The organism is Streptomyces sp. NPDC033174 (assembly GCF_055577795.1).
In genome coordinates this window covers 639,232-655,489 of record NZ_JBVIPQ010000003.1, presented here as the reverse complement: position 1 = coordinate 655,489, position 16,258 = coordinate 639,232, and the positions used below count along the sequence as shown (strand labels likewise).

Sequence of the window (16,258 nt, the reverse complement as noted above, 5' to 3'; positions counted from 1 at the left end):
CCCGCCTGTCACTGACGGGCGTAGCGTCCGGGGGCGACGCCCACGACGCGGGTGAAGTGCCGGCTCAGATGGGACTGGTCGTAGAAGCCGGTCGCCGCCGCCACGTCGCCCGGCCGCCGGCCGTCGAGCAGCAGCCGGCGGGCGCGGTCCACCCGGCGGGCCATCAGGTACTGGTGCGGGGCGATGCCGAAGGCGGCGCTGAACGCCCGTACGAGGTGGGCGGGGTGGGCGTGCAGCAGCGTCGCGGCCTCGTTGAGGGACACGCCTTGGAGCAGCCGGCCGTCGAGGAGTTCTCGCAGGTCGCGGGCCACACCCCGGTCGGGGCGCGAGGGGCGGGGGACGAGCCTGGGGCGCAGATGGGTGCGCAGCCGTTCGCCGATCAGGGCGAGACGGCTCTCCGCCTCCAGTTCGTCTCCCCGGTCCGCGAGGGCCGTGTGCAGCTGTCCGACGCGTCGGCGCAGGACGGGATCGACCAGGTCTGGGCTGTCCACCGCTGGGCCGATGAAGCTCTCGTCCAGCTGGGTGAGGTCCAGGTAGAGCACCCGCTTGCGAAAGCCCTGCGGTGTGGCGGGCGAGCCGTTGTGCGGTACCTGCGGCGGGAGGAGGGACACCGTGTCCCGCGGGGTGCCGTGCTCGTGGCGGTTCAGTTCGTAACGGACCGCGCCGTCGTCGACGATCAGCAGGGTCCACGCGTCGTGGACGTGCATCGGGTAGGCGTGCTCGGTGAAGTGGGCGTGAAAGACCTCGACGACGCCCGCGACGCGAGGACGCCACGCGGAGATCTCCTGGCGGGCCACCATGCAAAGAACGTACAAGACGGTCCGGCGGGACGGACGGCAGTCTCGGATCATGACATCCGAGAGCACGCCCGTACGGTTCGACACGAAGATCGCTGTTCTGCTGCGCGAGGACCTGGAGCCCTGGCAGCGGCTGAATGTGACCGCGTTCCTGGTCAGCGGCTTCGGCTCGGCGCTTCCCGAGGTGATCGGCGAACCGTACGCCGATGCCGACGACACCCCTTACCTGCCGATGTTCCGCCAGCCCGTTCTGGTCTTCGAGGGTACGAAGGAGACGCTGACGCGCGCGCACGGCCAGGCCCTGTCGCGCTCGCTCCCCCGGTCGGTGTTCACGTCCGACCTGTTCGCCACGGGCAACGACCGGGACAACCGCGCGGCGGTGCGGGCTGTGCCGAGGGACCAGCTGGATGTGGTGGGGCTCGCCGTGTACGGGCCGCGCAACGCGGTGGACAAAGTCCTCAAGGGCGCCCGGATGCACCCCTGAGCCAAGCGGGACAGGGGTGGGCGACACTTGCCTCGGGCCCCCGGAGCTGAGCTCCGGGGGCCCGACGGTGTGGCTTCGGGTCAGGCGGGGGTGATGTTCTCCGCCTGCGGGCCCTTCTGGCCCTGGGTGATGTCGAAGGTCACCGCCTGGCCTTCCTGGAGCTCACGGTAGCCACTGGCGTTGATGTTCGAGTAGTGCGCGAAGACGTCCGGACCGCCGCCGTCCTGCGCGATAAAACCGAAGCCCTTTTCGGAGTTGAACCACTTCACGGTACCGCTGGCCATGCTCGTGCCTCTCAGTCGATATCGGGCACGCACCACGCGGACCCGGAGGTGATCGTCCTGGTCCCCGAGCACTGCACAGCAAAACGCCCGCGCCAAGGCGCGGGCAGGTACTGCGAACCACGACAGCTGGCAGCGACGCTACACGGAGAAACGGTCCACCACCAGAGAGCAATAAGCCCTGAACAGGGGGGTGATGTCCCCTCTGACCACATGAGGCATACGAACATACGCCCGGCTGTGCCGTGAGGTGCCAGGGGGCCCTGGAGGGAGTGGTGGTGCTGCCACCTGCACCCGGGGGTGCGGGGGTCGGGGGTGCCTCCGAGGGAGGAGGCACCCCCCGGACCGAGAGCTCGTTCCACGGAGGGCGAGACGAGCTGCCGCCGCGGGGCGCACCTGGGGCAAGGGGCGCGGTGCGGCGGACGCTTCGGTCCGCGACCGGTTGAATCGTGGTGACAGAACGGTTCAACCGGAAGTCGTGCGGTGCGGGGCCTCGGGCCGCGGCGGTCGGAGTGCGGTGTGCCGCGGGCGGCCGGGGCGCTTGACGCACCTAGCGCTTGCGGGCGACGCCTGCGTACTTCGAGTCCTCCAGATCGGTGATTCCACTGGAATCGCAGTACGGCATGGTCATCGCGCCGAATCTTCGGACGACGATGTCGGGCCGCCAGCGGTGGCATGTCGTGAGGCCGGGCTCGACGAGGTCGAGGCCGGTGAAGAAACGCTCGATCTCGGCGCGGCTGCGCAGCCGCAGTGGCCCGGTCTCGTTCGGGGAGTTGTAGGCGACGACGACGTTGCTCATGTCGCGGAAGTCCGCCGTGGGGTGAGATATCGAGACGTAACTGCCCGGCGCGAGCGCGTCGATGAAGGTGGCCACGGCGTCGTGGGGACGCGCCGCGTCGTCGACGAAGCACAGCACGTTGTTCAGGGCCAGCCCGACCGGGCGCGTCATGTCGAGCGTGTCCGTCACCTCCGGGGACGCCAGGACCGAGGACGGGTCGGTGAGATCCGCCTGGAGGAAGACGGTGCGTCCGCCCGGCGACCCCTGCATCAGGGCCTCGGCGCGCCGCGCGACGATGGTGTCGGAGTCGACGCACACGACCCGCGCCTCCGGCACGATGCGCTGGACGATCTGCGGCAGGTCGGGATCGATGGACGCGCCGCAGCCCAGGTCCAGGAACTGGGTGATACCGCGTTGGGCCATGAAGGTGGCGCTGCGTTCCATGAAATGGCGGGCCGCCCAGGTGGAGGCGGTGGCGTTGGGGTGGTTCCGCCTGATGTTCTCGGCGACCGCCTGGTCGACCGGATAGTGGTCCTTGCCGCCGAGCAGCGCGTTGTACACCCGCCCGGGGTGCGGGCGGGCGGTGTCTATGTGGATGGGGGTGAAGGTGCCGTGCTCCCCGGTCATGTCGCGCTCCCCCTCGTGGTTCCTGTCATCTCGCGCGAGCTCCCCGCGGCGTCTGCTTGTCCCATTACTCACTGACCCATAGTTCTTGCTCGATGCCGCGCAGAAGGGCCGGCGTGTCCCGTAGGGGGGCGGCGTAGCCCGCGCACATCGTGTCGAAGCCTTCCAGGTAGGCGCCCGTTCCCTTCTCCACGTACTGCCCGCCGTCCAGGCTGGTGCGGTAGACGATGTCGGGCAGTTCGGGCGCGGTGAAGCGGAAGAGATGGAACGGTCCGCCCTCCATCCCCGGGTAGACGCCGTGGCGGTGGGGCACTATCTGAAGCTTGATCCGTGGCCTCTGCGCCATGGAGACGAGGTACTCGATCTGACGCCTCATCACCTCGGGTCCGCCCACACAGCGGCGGACCGCGGTCTCGTCGAGAACCACCCACAGGGTGGGCCCACCGCCCTCCTCGGCGTCCGGTCGCGAGCGGTGACCGAACTCCGCGCCCAGGCAGTGTTTTTGCCGCTCTGCGACCAGTTCGAGGTGACGCTCGAGGAGACTCGCCCCGGCGCGGGGGAACTGGGCCTTCAGCAATGCGCGGGCGTACTCCTGCGTGCGGAGCAGCGTCGGCACGCTGTGGGGCTGGTAGGCCCGGATGAGACTGGCCCCGCTCTCCAGGCTGAGGAAGCGGTGCAGTGCCCGTGGCAGTACCTCGACGGGATAGGCCGTCCACCACTGGCGTCGCTTCGCCTGTTCGGTGTCGGCGAGGAAAGCCTTGATCTCGGACGCTGTTGCTCCGTACAGGCTCAGCAGTTTCTCGACCGTCGGAAGGCTCGGCTTGGCCTCGCCGAGCTCCCAGCGCCGCACGGAGTGGGGATGGACTCCCACGACACGAGCGGCTTCCGCCCGGCTCCGTCCCGCTTGTTCTCGCAGGTCGGCGAGGCGCTTCGCCAGGACGGACTGGGCCGCCGTCGTCGTGCTGCGCGGTGTTGCCACGGTCCCCCCTTCCGTCGCGTCAAGCGCCCGTCGTGGAGCGCCTGTTGATCCCCAGGTGTAATTTACACATCGCTCGTCGCATCTCGCATCCCGCGCCTCACATGGTGGACACGCGGGCGCCCAGGCGCCGGAGGAGAGTCCACACGTGCGCCCCAGGTCGCGACCACGGCGACCTGGGGCGTGATGTCCGTGCTGTACGGCTACCGGCGCCGCAGCCACCTCGGGCGCCGCGCCGCCGGCGCGGCCGCCGGCGCGGGGGTGGCCGCGCCGATGACGGGCGGGACCGTGGGCCGGGCCGGAACGACGGGGGCTCCCACGACCGCGAGTGCCCTGTCCTGGCGCTGAGGGGTGAAGCGTACGTCCAGGCGCGTCAGCCGACGCGACATCCACGAGCCCACCACGCGCAGGTCGGCCTCGTGGACGGCGAGCTCCAGGTCGGGGATGCGCGCCAGGAGCAGGTCGATCCCCGCGTCGGCGATGGCCCGGCCGATGTCCTGGCCGGGGCACTCGTGGGGCCCGGCGCCGAAGGCCAGGTGCGAACGGTTGCCGTGGACCGGCAGCGAGAGGTCGGGGCGGATGGCCGGGTCGACGTTGCCCGCGGCGAGGCCGAGCATCACCATGTCCCCCGCCCTGATCCGCTGACCGCCGAGCTGGGTGTCGCCCAGGGCCCACCGGGTCGGGACCACCGCGAGGGGCGGATGGTCCCACAGCACCTGCTCCAGCGCGTCGGGCAGGGTCATCTGGCCGCCTGACAGGCTGCCGCGGAAGCGGCGGTCGGTCAGGACCATCCGGAGCGTGTTGGTGATGAGGTTGACCGTGGGCTCCAGCGAGGCGACGAGCGCCAGCCTCAGGTGCTCGCGGACCTCCTCGTCGGTCAGACCGGACTCGTGGCTGATCAGCCAGCTGGCCAGGTCGTCGCCGGGCCGCTGCTTCTTGCGCTGGACCAGCTCGCGCATCACCTCGACGACGAGCCCGTTGCTCTCCAGAGCAGTTTCGCTGCCGCTGACCATGTCCGCGACCGCTCTGCCCAGGCCGAGCGCCTCCTCCTCGTGTATCCCGAACTGCTGGCAGATGACCAGGGCCGGAAGGGCGCGCGCGAAGTCGGCCACGAGATCGGTCTCGCCCTTGGACACGAAGCCGTCGATGAGGCGGGTCGCGTAGCGCGTGATGTAGCGGCGCAGCCCGTGCCGGTTGAAGCGCTCCAGGCTCTCGGTGATCGCGCTGCGCAGACGGGCGTGCTCCGCGCCGTCGGTCAGCGCCACCAGCGGCTGCCAGGCGGTGATGGGCAGCAGTGGCGAGTCCGAGGAGAGGGAACCCTCGTGCAGGGCCCGCCAGTTGCGCGAGTCGGAGGAGAACCGCGGAGAGCGCATGACCTCCAGGTTCTCCCGGTGGCCCAGGATCAGCCAGGCGGGCACGTCTCCGTAGAGCAGAACGGGGGCGACGGCTCCGTGTTCCTTGCGGAGCTGCTCGTACAGGGCGTACGGCTGGGCCTCGGCCTCGGGGCCGTAGAGCCGGCGCAGACCACGTGTGTCCTGGACGTGCGCTGGGCACCCCGGGGGCGGGGTGGTCGTGCCGGGCTGGTCTTGGTACGGGGTGGTCACGAGGCCTCCGGGACAGCGGCGTGGGAAGCGCTGGCGCCTCGACAGAGGGTGACGAGGTGACAGCGACGCGCCAGCATACTTCTGGCGTGCTCGACGCCGACGAGTGGCCCGGACTCAACCGTGTGAACCCTGCTACTACTTGGGTACTGATGATCTTGTCCGGCGCCGGTGGCCAGGGTGCCATCGCACGCGCGCGGGTCCGACGGCGGACTCGCGGCTGCCCGGCACGATCGGTGGCGCGCCCGCAGGGGTGCGCACACCCCCTGGAGAGAGGAACGAGAATGTCAGCTGGGTCGCGAACGGCCGGTCTCCGTGCCGTGCCCCGCCCGCCGGGTGCGGTACCACTGCTCGGTCATGCCTGGAGGCTGTGGCGCGACCCCTTCGGCTTCCTGCTGTCGCTGCGGCGGCACGGGGACCTGGTGCGCGTGGACCTCGGCACGATGCCCATGTACGTGGTCACCTCGCCGGAACTGGTCCACGAGGTGACTGTCCGTCAGGTGTCGAGCTTCGAGAAGGGGCGCCTCTTCGACCGCTTGAGACCGCTGGCGGGCAACGGCCTGGCGAACTCGGACGGCGAGCTGCACCGCAAGCACCGGCGGATGGTCGCGCCGATGTTCTCCAAGGACCGAATAGCGGGCTACTCCGCCACCATGAGCCGCAACGCGCAGAGCCTCGCCGACTCCTGGAAGCCGGGAGACGTCATCGACCTGGAACCCGCGATGGCGCGGTTCGCCGTGGAGACGCTGGCGGCGACCCTCTTCTCGACGGACATCGGGCAGCCCGCCGTGGAGGCCGTCCGCAAGCATCTGCCGGTTCTCCTGACGAACCTGCTGATACGGGCCGCGTCCCCCAAGTTCCTCGACCGGGTCCCGATCCGGGCGAACCGCGACTTCGACGCCGCGGCCGCCCGCTTGCGCGAGGTCATCGACGAGGTGGTGGCCACGGCGCGCGCGGCCGGGCACACCGACCGCGACGACCTGCTGTCCCTGCTGCTGGCCGCCGAGGACTCGGAGAGCGGTACGTCCCTGACCGACGTCGAGGTGAGGGACGAGCTGAGCACGATCCTCTTCGCCGGCGCCGAAACCACGGCCGCGACCCTCGCCTGGACGTTCCACGAGCTCGCCGCCCGCCCCGACATCGAGCAGAGCATCGTGGAGGAGATCCGGCGGGTCGTCGGCGACGGCCCTGTCACCATCGAGCACGTACCGCGGCTGGAGGGCATCCGGCGGGTGCTCGACGAAGTGATCCGGCTGCACGGGGTGACGCTGCTGATGCGCCGCACCACCAAGCCCGTGGAGCTGGCCGGCGTCAGCCTTCCCACCGGCACCGAGGTGGCCTTCAGCCTGTACGCGATGCACCGCGACCCGGACCTGTACGAGCACGCCGACCGTTTCGACCCCGACAGGTGGCTTCCCGAACGCCAGCGGTCCGGCCCGGGACGGAAGGCCTACATCCCGTTCGGCGCGGGCAACCGCAAGTGCATCGGCGATCTGTTCGTGTGGACCGAGGCCACCGTCGCGATAGCGACCGTACTCGCCCGCTGGAAGCTGGTGCCGGAGCCCGGCCACACCCCCAAGGAGGTGGCCTCCGCGGTGGCCCACGCCGATCGCATCCCGATGACGGTCGTGCCGCGCCTCTGATCTCTGACGCCCTGGTGTGCGGCCTCCTCCATCGGGGCCGTACTCCACCGGGACTGCCGCCAGGACCGCGGGCGCAGGCCAAGCCGCTCCCCCGGTTCCTCAAGCGGCTCTCGCCGGCCTCCGCCGAGCCGCTCGCGTCGTGCCCGCCCCGCGCGCGGGCGCATGCGGACGCTCCTCGGGCAGGACGTCCCACCACCACGCGACCGAGGCGATGTCCAGGGGCTCCTGGCTGTCGTCCGTCGGCGTGTCCCGGAACACCGTGGGAAGGCGGGCGGGGTTGTCCGGAGTGGTGTAGCGAATGGAACTGATGCCCCAGTCCTGCGACCCGCGGATGAAGGAGGCGAGGCCCGTCATGTACTGCCGCAGCTGCGGACTGCCCCGGTCCGCCAGATGCGCGGCCAGACGCATGAACAGCGTGAGCACGCGGTCCCGCTGGGCGATGGCCGTCGCGAGGGCTTCCTCCGGACCGGACCCCGTCTCCTCCTCCAGGACGCGCAGGACGTTGAGGTAGTAGCCGGTCCCCGACCGCTCCTTGTGGTGCGAGAGGATGTCGTTGTCCCAGGTGATGACGAAGGAGGCCATCTCCTCGGCGGCACGCACGGCGGTGTGATCCCGCTCCTGGGGCTGGAGTTCGTAGCCGTGCGCCATCTCCAGCATCGGGAAGACGACGGAAGTCGCCCCGTCGTACAGCCTCATGAGCGTGTAGTCGGTGAGGCTGGGCACGGTGCCGGCGCTTCGGTGCGACGCCTCCCAGACGACGGAGAAGAAGTACTCGCGCAAGGCGCCGATCCAGCGGGCGGCCTGGCCGGCGGTGCCGAATCGATTCACCCTTCTGCGCAGATCACGGAGTCCCGAGGCGAGCGGGTCGTCCGGGAGCAAGGGGGCCTCTGGGTTCTGCGCCACCCGCAGCAGCCGGTGAAGGGCTCCGGCGAGGTCTCCCGGGTGGTGCCCGAGGTCTCCCTCCTCGCAGTGTCCGTCATCCACGCCGAACAACCAGAGGACGAAGTCCGCGAGCAGGCTCACCACTTCCTGCCGCCCCTCGGGGAGGATGCGTGAGGAGAAAGTGCCGATGTCCTGTCTCACGAGCCGGCTGCGGAGCTCCTCCGAGCCGATGCGATGCGTTTCGGCCCAGGCGGCCGTCTGAACGTCAACTTCCGCGTGCCGGGGGTGAATCGCCGGGGGAATCGGCGAATAGAGCGGCGGTATCACGGGGACCACAGCGGGTCTGCCTCCTCGATCGCGGGTCATTACGGTTCTGCGCCGGCTCGGCGCCTCACCGGCATCACCCGTCCCTGCGCCTCAGTACGCGATCATGGCGTATCCCTGTGACCTGATCCAGTAGGACAATCCGGCGGCATTCCGACGGAACGTTCACCAACGGCGGGGCGGGTCTCGGATGGTGAGACCGCCCCCTGCTGCACGGGACCGAACGCTCGCTCCGCGCGACGGCATTGGTTGCCGAGCCTGTTGACGACTGATGACTTGGGGCGGCCTGTCGCCGCGCTCATGCCCGCCGTTTCCGCCCTCACCCGCACTCGACGATCAGGGCATTGGCAATCGCTGCCAGGCCGTCGCCGTGACCTATCCAGCCCAGCCCCTCCGGAGTCGCGGCGCCGAGGTAGACGGGAGCACCGAGGGCGGCCGCGAGAACCTTCTGGGCCTCCTTCCGGCGCGGTCCCAGTTTCGGGCGCTCCCCGATCAGCTGGACCGACACATTGCCGATGTCGAAACCGGCTTCCCGGACCAGTCCGGCTGTCTCGGCGAGCAGCAGCGTGGGAGCGGCCCCCTCCCACTCCGCCGTGGAGGTGTCGAAGTGGGCACCGAGGTCTCCGAGATCCGCCGCTGTCAGCAACGCGTTGCAGGCTGCATGAACCACCACGTCTCCGTCCGGCTCTCCCGCCAGCCCCGTCGGCTCGTCCGGCCAGTCCAATCCGGCGAGGCGCAACGGTCGGCCCGCCGCGAACGGATGGATGTCCACACCGGTCCCGATCCGGGGCAGTGAGAGGCGAGCGGGCGGAACGGCATCCGGCAGCGGCGGCATGGAACGCAGATCTCCTTCACAGCAGTTGGTGGAAGGTGGCCGACCCTAACGAACCGGCGGGCGCCATGGGCATCCGCGTCCTTTCGTCGTCGTCAGTCGCGGAGGCGAACCTGGCCGAGCCGGCTCACCATGGCCGGGTCGCGGTGGTCGAAGAACACCGAGGCACCGGTGTCGAGGGTGGCGATGGACGCCATCTGGTCGCCGGTGAGCCGGAAGTCGAAGACATCGAAGTTCTCCGCCATCCGGTCGGCCCGGACCGACTTGGGGATGACGACGACCTCGCGCTGGATGAGCCAGCGGAGCACGACCTGCGCCGTGGACTTGCCGTGCGCCTCGGCGATCTTGCTCAGCAGGGGGTGGGTGAAGAGGTTGTTCCTGCCCTCGGCGAACGGCCCCCATGACTCGATCTGCACGCCGCGCTCGTGCATGAGGTGCTGCTCGGCGACGCGCTGGAAGAACGGGTGGGTCTCGACCTGGTTCACCGCGGGGGTGACCTCGTTGTTGTCGATGAGGTCGACGAGCCGGTCGGGATAGAAGTTGGAGACGCCGATCGCCTTGACTCGGCCTTCGCGGTACAGGTCCTGCATGGCGCGCCACTGGCTGTAGACATCGCCGAAGGGCTGGTGCATCAGGTACAGGTCGACGTGGTCCAGGCCGAGCCTGCGCAGGGATTTGTCGAAGGCGCGCTTGGTGTTGTCCTCGCCGGGGTCCTGGATCCACAGCTTGGTGGTGACGAACAGCTCCTCGCGCGGGATGCCGGCCGCCCTGATCGCCCGGCCGACGGCCTCCTCGTTGCCGTAGGCAGCGGCGGTGTCGAGGAGCCGGTAGCCGGTGCCGAGGGCGTCGGTGACGGCCTGTTCGGTCTGCTCCGGCGGGATCTGATAGACGCCGAAGCCGAGGATCGGCATCTCGACGCCGTTGTTCAGGGTGACGTACCGCGAGGGACCGCCGTCGGCCGGCCTGGTGGGACTCACGAGTCTTCTCCGTTCTTCGAGCGCTTTGTCGGTGATCACTGTGCGTCCGGGGCGCGCGTCACTCACCCGCGACACACGGCGGGACCGGTCATGCCCCTCGGGCGGGGCAGGGGGCAGGCCACCACCCTGTCAGTCCTCTGACACCCGGGGACGCTCGTCACGCCGGCGGCATGACCATACGCAGTCCCCTCACCAGCGCGGAGTTGACCCCGTCCCCGATACTCCCCGTGGACAGGCTCGCGACATAGCTGCGATGAGCCGGCAACGGCGCCAGCCTTTCCCTGATGAAGGCGGCCCGCCGCCCGGTTTCCATCGGTGTGACCAGGCCCTCGGCCACGTGGGCGAAGTTTCCGGCCCAGCAGTCGAAGACGAAGGTGTCGTAGCGGCTCAGTCTCATGACGACGCAGCCCCATGCGAGGAGTTCCGGGACCCTCTTCCGCAGGATTTCCGGGTACTCGGTGAAATGGGCTCGCGGTTGCAGATGATGGATCAGGTGGTAGTTGTCGAAGAACGCCCAGTCCGTGCCCAGTACGGGAACGCGCACCGCCCGACCGGCGTGGGCGTCCTCCGGGCGGTCCGGACCGCCCGGCTGAGGCTTCCCGCCGGACGCGCCGGGATCGTCGCCGTCCCATCCCGCCACCAGGTGTTCCTCGGGAAGCCACAGAACCGTGCCGGCCTTCGGATGGCGGGGGTTGCGGGGATCGCTCAGACCGTGCCAGACGTACTGCGCCCTGGCGGTGTTGAGTCCGCGATAGAGGGCGGCGGCGATCAGCCAGTAGCCCAGGAGCCGGTCCGTGGCGACCAGGTATGCGACGGCGGACCAGTACGTGGCGATGCCGAGGAGCAGGCCGTGGCGTCGCGAGCCGCGACAGCGGCGGTGGAGGAGCACACCCCAGCCGGTCAGAAGGATGAAGCACGTCTTCAGGCCGAAGACGCAGAATTCGACGAGGCGTGTCCGGTCATAGGGCAGCGGGGAGTGGATGTCCTCCGGGCCCGCGTTCTCCGGGTGGTGGATCACCAGGTGCTCGGTGCCGTAGAACCTGGGAAGTGAACCGATCATCGGCCCCATGACCCAGTCCGACAGGGCGCGCCAGACCGACGTCAGAAAAGGGCGGTCGCGGAGGTTGAGCACCTGACAGTGCATGTCCCAGTGGAAATAGGCCTCGAAATCGACCCAGGCCGGCGCGAGGTACTTGGCCAGGAAGAGAACCCCGGCGAGGAAGCCCGGTGGCCCGGTCCCCGCTCCGACGGCAAGTCCCATCGCGATCAGCGGAAGGCAGTGCAGCAGCTGCACCCGGGCCAGGTGCTGGAGGCGCCGGTCCGCCGGGCGCAGGGGTGGAGCGCCCAGCGGGGAGTGGTCCGCCGGGAGCACCCACGGCTCGAACGCGGCTATGTACGACTCGCGGTGCAGGCATACGGAGTAGATCTCCGCGAGGGCGAGTGCGCCCAGCAGCCAGACGCCGACCACCAGGCATCCGAGGGCCGCCGCACCGGCGGAACGGGCGGCGAGCAGGTCGACGGTCGGCGGAAAGACCGCGTAGAGCGGTATCAGCGGTGATAATCGGGCGGCGATCCCCCGGGGGAGGAATTCTCTGATCCTTTCCGCGTGCCGCCCATAGGAGAACCGGTCGTAACGGCCTGTCAGTTCTATGAGGAGGAGCAGGGGAAAGGAAACCAGAACGCCGGTGCAGAGCACGGCGAGGCCTATCGGCTTCTTCATCGTTCGCTCCCCCTCGCTCGCGGTGCGCGCCTTCTTCAGCCTTCCAGCGGCACAGGCACGGGCGCGGGCGCAGGCAAACACCCCGGCGCCGACTGCCAGCTCTGCCCTTCCTCGCGGACCGCTGCTATGCGACCGGCCAGGACATGCGCCCCCGGTTCGGAGAACCAGCGCGCCTCCGTCGGGTCCCACCACCGATCGCCGACGCGCAGGACTTCGTGGTGGACCACGGACTCCCCGATCCACGGCGCGTGCAGCCCGGCGTCCGCCCAGGCCGCCTTCCAGTGCGCGGGGGCGAAGGGCGAGGGCGTGATCGCCGCCCGTCCGCGAGTGTGCGGGATTCCCGCGCGCGTCAGCAGTTCGGCCGCCAGGTCGGCGTGGACACCACAGTCCCCGGTGAGCTCTGCCGGCTCGGCCAGTTCGCACCAGTGCAGCGGCCACCGTACGGGCCCCCAGCCAACGCGTACGGGTACGGCCGCGAGCCGTGAGCCGATGTCCGGCCAGCGCTCGAAGCCTGTCAGGACGAGGTGCCGTGCCTCGCGGCAGCACGTCGCGTCATGGTGGGAGATCCGTGAGAGCCCGATCGCGTCCAGCCGGCGTCGGTCTTCGGCGCTGAAGGTCATGCGAACACCTCTCCTACGGCGCCTCGTCCGAAGGGGTAGGCCATGGCCACGTCATAGGCTCCGCACATACCGAAGGCGAGGAAATCCCCTTCGGCCAGCGAGCTCACGTCCACGTCCTCGGCGAGGACATCGCCCTCCATGCAGGAGCGTCCGAGTACCCGGCCTCTTCCCGGGCCGACCGGTGTCCAGACCTCGCCATCGAACCGGGAGACTGGGTGGGCTCGGTACCGGGCTTCGGGAATGTCGCCGAGGGCGGCGTCGACGACGACGTCCGCCGAGGCGCCGCGTCCCCTGACGAGAAGGACCCGGGTGAGGACGGCGGCTGCCGGCTGCGTCAGGAGTTTGCCCGGCTCGAGGACGAGCGTCGGAGCTGTCCCACGGAGGCAGTGCGGTCCGGCCGCCAGTACACGGTCCAGGGACGGGCGCACCGCGGCCAGGTCGTCCACGTGCCAGCCGCCGCCCAGGTCGACGACGGCGGGCGGGGCGCCGAGCCGGTCGCTGAGGGGTTCGGCGAAACCGAGCGCCGCTGCCGCCTCGCGCTGCCAGCGTTCCGGCCCGACGACGCTTTCGGCGTGGTGGAAGTGCACACCCCAGTCGGCGCCGAGCCTGGCGCGCAACTCGGCCACGAGTCCCGCCGCCTTCCGGAGATCCCGGCTTCGTTCGAAGGTGATCCCGAAGCGGCTCGGCACACCCGGCGGCGCGACACGTACCCCGACGACGTCGGCGGACAGCGTGAAGCCTCGGTCCATGGAGCGCAGGAGCTGTTCGAGCTCGTCGGTCGAGTCGGCGAAGAACGCCCAGCAGCGCACTTCTTCGCGGGGCGGCCACCACTTCGCGGGTCCGTTGAGGATGGACCGCGCGGGGTCGAAGCCGCCGGCGGTGGCCGCGTCCAGCTCGTCCAGCGTGATGGCCTCGGCGATCAGTCCGAGGCGCGCCGCGCGGGCCAGCAGGTCCGGGTGGGGGCAGGTCTTGACGCTGTGCGCCAGGACGAGGTCGGGCAGCCCTCTCAGCTGTTCCTGGAGTGCCGTGACCTGCTGGTCGAAGAGCGTCGCGAGGATCCGGCGACGGGGCGTCGACCAGACGGGCGACGGTGTGGGGAGCAGGGCCTCGTAGGCGCGTGCCGCGTCCGCGGCCTCCGGGGTGGTGCCACGCGACGAACCCTGCGGGACCCTGGAGGCCCCAGAGGTTGCGGAGGGCCCAGAGACCCTCGATGTCCCAGAGACCTCGGAGCTCACACGGACCTCGGAGCTCCCGCAGACGCCCCAGAACGGTCCGCCCTTCGTCGTCGCGGCCTCCTCGGCACTGCCGGTCCTCCGCCCGAGACTCCGCATCCCCGACGGGTGCTTGGTGGCCGGAGCGATGCCGCCGGAGGGCCCCCACGGGTACGAGGCCAGGCCGAGGCCGGGTGACACGGCGATCTCCTCGACCACCCTGGTGAACCCGCTGTTCAGTGAACGGTCCCTGGGCCGTGCGCGCTGCGTCACCAGCGCCGCGGGCAGGTTGGCGCCGCAGATGCTCGCGCCGTGGATCCATGCGGGGAACCGTGGATTGATCTCCATCAGCGTCAGCTCGCCGGTCCACGAGCGGATCAGCTCCAGTTCGCCTCCGCCGGTCCACGCGACATCCGCCACATGGTCACGCAGGCTCTTCCACAGGTCGTCCGGTAACTCGGCGATCTCTCCCGACCATGTCTTGCCCTCCGCGGTGAGGACCGCCTTCGTCATCAGGACCGCGTCGAGCAGCTCCCCCTCGTAGGCGCTGAACGCGATACCGCACTCCTGGCCCGGGACGTGTGCTTCGAGATGCCAGTCCCCTCCCCACTCCTCCTTGATGAACTCCCCGGCGGCGAGCGCCTCGTCCGCTGTCCGCGCCCGGAAGGCCTCGTAGTGCTGCCCCTTCACCCACACTCCGTGGGGCGCGTGGCGGACAAAGCGTTCCGTGTGGTCCCAGTCGGTGGCCGTGACGAAGGCAGGGACCGGGAGTCCGAGTGCTTCCGCGAGCGCGAGGGGTGGCTTCACCACATGCTCGATGGCTTGCTTGGCCGGCGCCAGGATGCGTTCATGCCGTCCGAAGTTCTCGGCGAGGAGCCGGACCTCCGGGTCCAGGGTGGGGAGGAGGTAGGTACCGGCTGCGGCCAGCAGTTCCGAGATCTGGTCGAGCCATGCGTTCAGATGCACTTCGTCCCAGCTGGGAAGGAGTACGACATCGTCGAGCACGGAGGCGTGCAGGCCCGAACTCGCCGCCGAGTAGTCGAGGCCGATGACCCGGAGATCCGGATCGGCCAGCTTCAGGGAGTGCGCGACGCCCAGACCCGGCGATGGGTTCGGCCCGCTGTGCATGCCGCTGACGACGATCGTGGTGGCCCGCATGTGTGTAGTCCCCCGAAGTCTTCGATGTGCGGCGGGAGTTGTATGCCCCCGGATGAGAATGCTGTCGAGTCTGTACGCCGGTGTCCGGCTTCAGCACCGATTCGGGTCGAAGTCGCACAACTGTGTACGGCACACTGCGCACTTTGGATCGCACCGCGTACGCACACCCGGCGGGACGCAGGACCGCGCTACCGGGTGCCGGCGCGGGCTGCGCCCAGGGTGGGGTAGTCGGTGTAGCCCTCCGCCCCGCCCACATACATCAGGTGCTTGTCGCGCACGGCGTTGAGCGGGGCGTCGACGCGGAGTCGTTCGACCAGGTCGGGGTTGGCGAGGAAGGAGCGGCCGAGGGAGATCAGGTCGGCGCCGGCGGCCAGGAGCCGCTCACCCGCCGCCTTGCCGCCGTCGGCCGGCAGAGGTCCTCCCCAGCCCAGCACCGGGTTGGCGATCAGCGTGCCGGGCCATGCCTTGCGGATCTCCTGGAAGAGGAGGTGGTCGGGGTCGGCGAAGACGACGTGCAGGTAGGCCGGTCCGATGTCGGCGAGCGCGGCGACGAGCGCCGGGTAGATGTCCTCGGTGTCGCCCTCGTCCATGCCGTTGACGGTGATCCCGGGGGCGATGCGCACACCCACCCGGTCGGGGCCGATCGCCTCGGCGACGGCCCGGACCACCTCCACGGTGAACCGGATGCGGTGCTCGACCGGGCCGCCGTAGGCGTCGGTGCGCCGGTTGGTGCCCTGCCCCAGGAACTGGTGGAGCAGATAGCCGTTGGCCGAGTGCACCTCCACCCCCTCGAAGCCCGCCTCGACGGCCCGGCGTGCGGCGGCCGCGAAGTCCGCCACGGTGGACCGGATGTCCTCGACGGTCATCTCGCGCGGCACCACGGACGGCTGGTGCCCGCCGGGGGTGTGGACCGTGTCCGGAAGTGCGATCGGCGACGGGGCGACGGGCGTGAGTCCGCTGTTGTCGGGGTGGCCGACGCGGCCGCCGTGCTGCAGTTGGAGGAACATCCGTCCTCCTTCGGCGCGTACCGCGTCCGTGACGCGGCGCCAGCCCGCGACGTGGGCGTCGGCGTGGAGGGCGGGGATGTTGGCGTAGGTCTGGCCCACGGCGTTGGGGGTGGCGGCCTCGGCGATGATCAGGCCCGCCGAGGCGCGCTGGGCGTAGTAGGTGGCCATGATCGGCTGCGGGACGCCGTCGGCGCCGGCCCGGTTGCGGGTCATCGGTGCCATCACCAGACGGTTGGGCAGTCGCAGGTCACCGAGGCGGGTGGGCTCGAAGAGGCGGGAGTTGTCCGCTGTGTTCGTCATGTTCCGACGGTAGAAGCTGACATCAGTGTCAGGTTCAAGTGGT

The 16,258-nt window shown here is 70.0% G+C and carries 14 protein-coding genes; 2 read left to right on the top strand and 12 right to left on the bottom strand.

Annotation, left to right across the window (positions count from 1 at the left end; all coding sequences use genetic code 11):
• Positions 1-8: 8 nt before the first annotated feature.
• Positions 9-800, bottom strand: coding sequence for a helix-turn-helix transcriptional regulator (locus ACZ5VC_RS13090; protein WP_469120126.1), 792 nt, complete (start codon positions 798-800; stop codon positions 9-11).
• Between ACZ5VC_RS13090 and ACZ5VC_RS13085 the strand changes: the two genes are divergently transcribed.
• Entirely contained in the window at positions 799-1,281 is a 483-nt protein-coding gene (locus tag ACZ5VC_RS13085; protein ID WP_469120125.1) for a DUF2000 family protein, read from the top strand. The two genes, ACZ5VC_RS13090 and ACZ5VC_RS13085, sit on opposite strands and share 2 nt — an antisense overlap.
• An 80-nt stretch (positions 1,282-1,361) precedes the next feature.
• On the opposite strand, the gene ACZ5VC_RS13080 is transcribed toward ACZ5VC_RS13085, so the two are convergent.
• The 4 genes from ACZ5VC_RS13080 to ACZ5VC_RS13065 all read right to left on the bottom strand — a co-directional run bounded on the left by ACZ5VC_RS13080 (position 1,362) and on the right by ACZ5VC_RS13065 (position 5,544).
• Positions 1,362-1,565: a cold-shock protein gene (locus ACZ5VC_RS13080; RefSeq protein WP_028964611.1), complete on the bottom strand. Its 204-nt coding sequence runs from the start codon at positions 1,563-1,565 to the stop codon at positions 1,362-1,364.
• A 547-nt stretch (positions 1,566-2,112) separates the two neighbouring features.
• Positions 2,113-2,967, bottom strand: a complete 855-nt coding sequence (locus tag ACZ5VC_RS13075) for an SAM-dependent methyltransferase (RefSeq protein ID WP_469120124.1) — start codon at positions 2,965-2,967, stop codon at positions 2,113-2,115.
• A 64-nt stretch (positions 2,968-3,031) separates the two neighbouring features.
• On the bottom strand, positions 3,032-3,943 hold the full coding sequence (locus tag ACZ5VC_RS13070) for a helix-turn-helix domain-containing protein (protein WP_469120123.1): 912 nt from the start codon (positions 3,941-3,943) through the stop codon (positions 3,032-3,034).
• Positions 3,944-4,143: 200 nt separating this feature from the next.
• On the bottom strand, positions 4,144-5,544 hold the full coding sequence (locus ACZ5VC_RS13065; RefSeq protein ID WP_469120122.1) for a cytochrome P450: 1,401 nt from the start codon (positions 5,542-5,544) through the stop codon (positions 4,144-4,146).
• Between the two features lie 281 nt (positions 5,545-5,825).
• Here ACZ5VC_RS13065 and ACZ5VC_RS13060 point away from each other — a divergent pair, with 281 nt between their 5' ends.
• On the top strand, positions 5,826-7,184 hold the full coding sequence (locus ACZ5VC_RS13060; protein WP_469120121.1) for a cytochrome P450: 1,359 nt from the start codon (positions 5,826-5,828) through the stop codon (positions 7,182-7,184).
• A 99-nt stretch (positions 7,185-7,283) separates the two neighbouring features.
• Here ACZ5VC_RS13060 and ACZ5VC_RS13055 read toward each other — a convergent pair whose 3' ends face one another.
• The 7 genes from ACZ5VC_RS13055 to ACZ5VC_RS13025 form a co-directional block, all read right to left on the bottom strand.
• Positions 7,284-8,432, bottom strand: coding sequence for a selina-4(15),7(11)-diene synthase (locus ACZ5VC_RS13055; protein WP_469120120.1), 1,149 nt, complete (start codon positions 8,430-8,432; stop codon positions 7,284-7,286).
• A gap of 277 nt (positions 8,433-8,709) precedes the next feature.
• Positions 8,710-9,225, bottom strand: coding sequence for a 2-C-methyl-D-erythritol 2,4-cyclodiphosphate synthase (gene ispF, locus ACZ5VC_RS13050; protein WP_469120119.1), 516 nt, complete (start codon positions 9,223-9,225; stop codon positions 8,710-8,712).
• A 92-nt stretch (positions 9,226-9,317) separates the two neighbouring features.
• Positions 9,318-10,133 (bottom strand): aldo/keto reductase, encoded by an 816-nt coding sequence (locus ACZ5VC_RS13045; protein WP_469120227.1) that lies wholly within the window; start codon positions 10,131-10,133, stop codon positions 9,318-9,320.
• A 223-nt stretch (positions 10,134-10,356) separates the two neighbouring features.
• Positions 10,357-11,919: a hypothetical protein gene (locus tag ACZ5VC_RS13040; protein ID WP_469120118.1), complete on the bottom strand. Its 1,563-nt coding sequence runs from the start codon at positions 11,917-11,919 to the stop codon at positions 10,357-10,359.
• Between the two features lie 35 nt (positions 11,920-11,954).
• Positions 11,955-12,539 carry a hypothetical protein gene (locus ACZ5VC_RS13035; protein ID WP_469120117.1) on the bottom strand — a complete coding sequence of 195 codons (585 nt, stop codon included), beginning with the start codon at positions 12,537-12,539 and terminating at the stop codon, positions 11,955-11,957.
• Positions 12,536-14,908, bottom strand: a complete 2,373-nt coding sequence (locus tag ACZ5VC_RS13030; protein ID WP_469120116.1) for a hypothetical protein — start codon at positions 14,906-14,908, stop codon at positions 12,536-12,538. Before ACZ5VC_RS13030 ends, ACZ5VC_RS13035 begins: the two co-directional genes overlap by 4 nt.
• A gap of 188 nt (positions 14,909-15,096) precedes the next feature.
• Complete coding sequence (locus ACZ5VC_RS13025; protein WP_469120115.1) at positions 15,097-16,215, bottom strand: alkene reductase; 1,119 nt, start codon at positions 16,213-16,215, stop codon at positions 15,097-15,099.
• Positions 16,216-16,258: the final 43 nt, after the last annotated feature.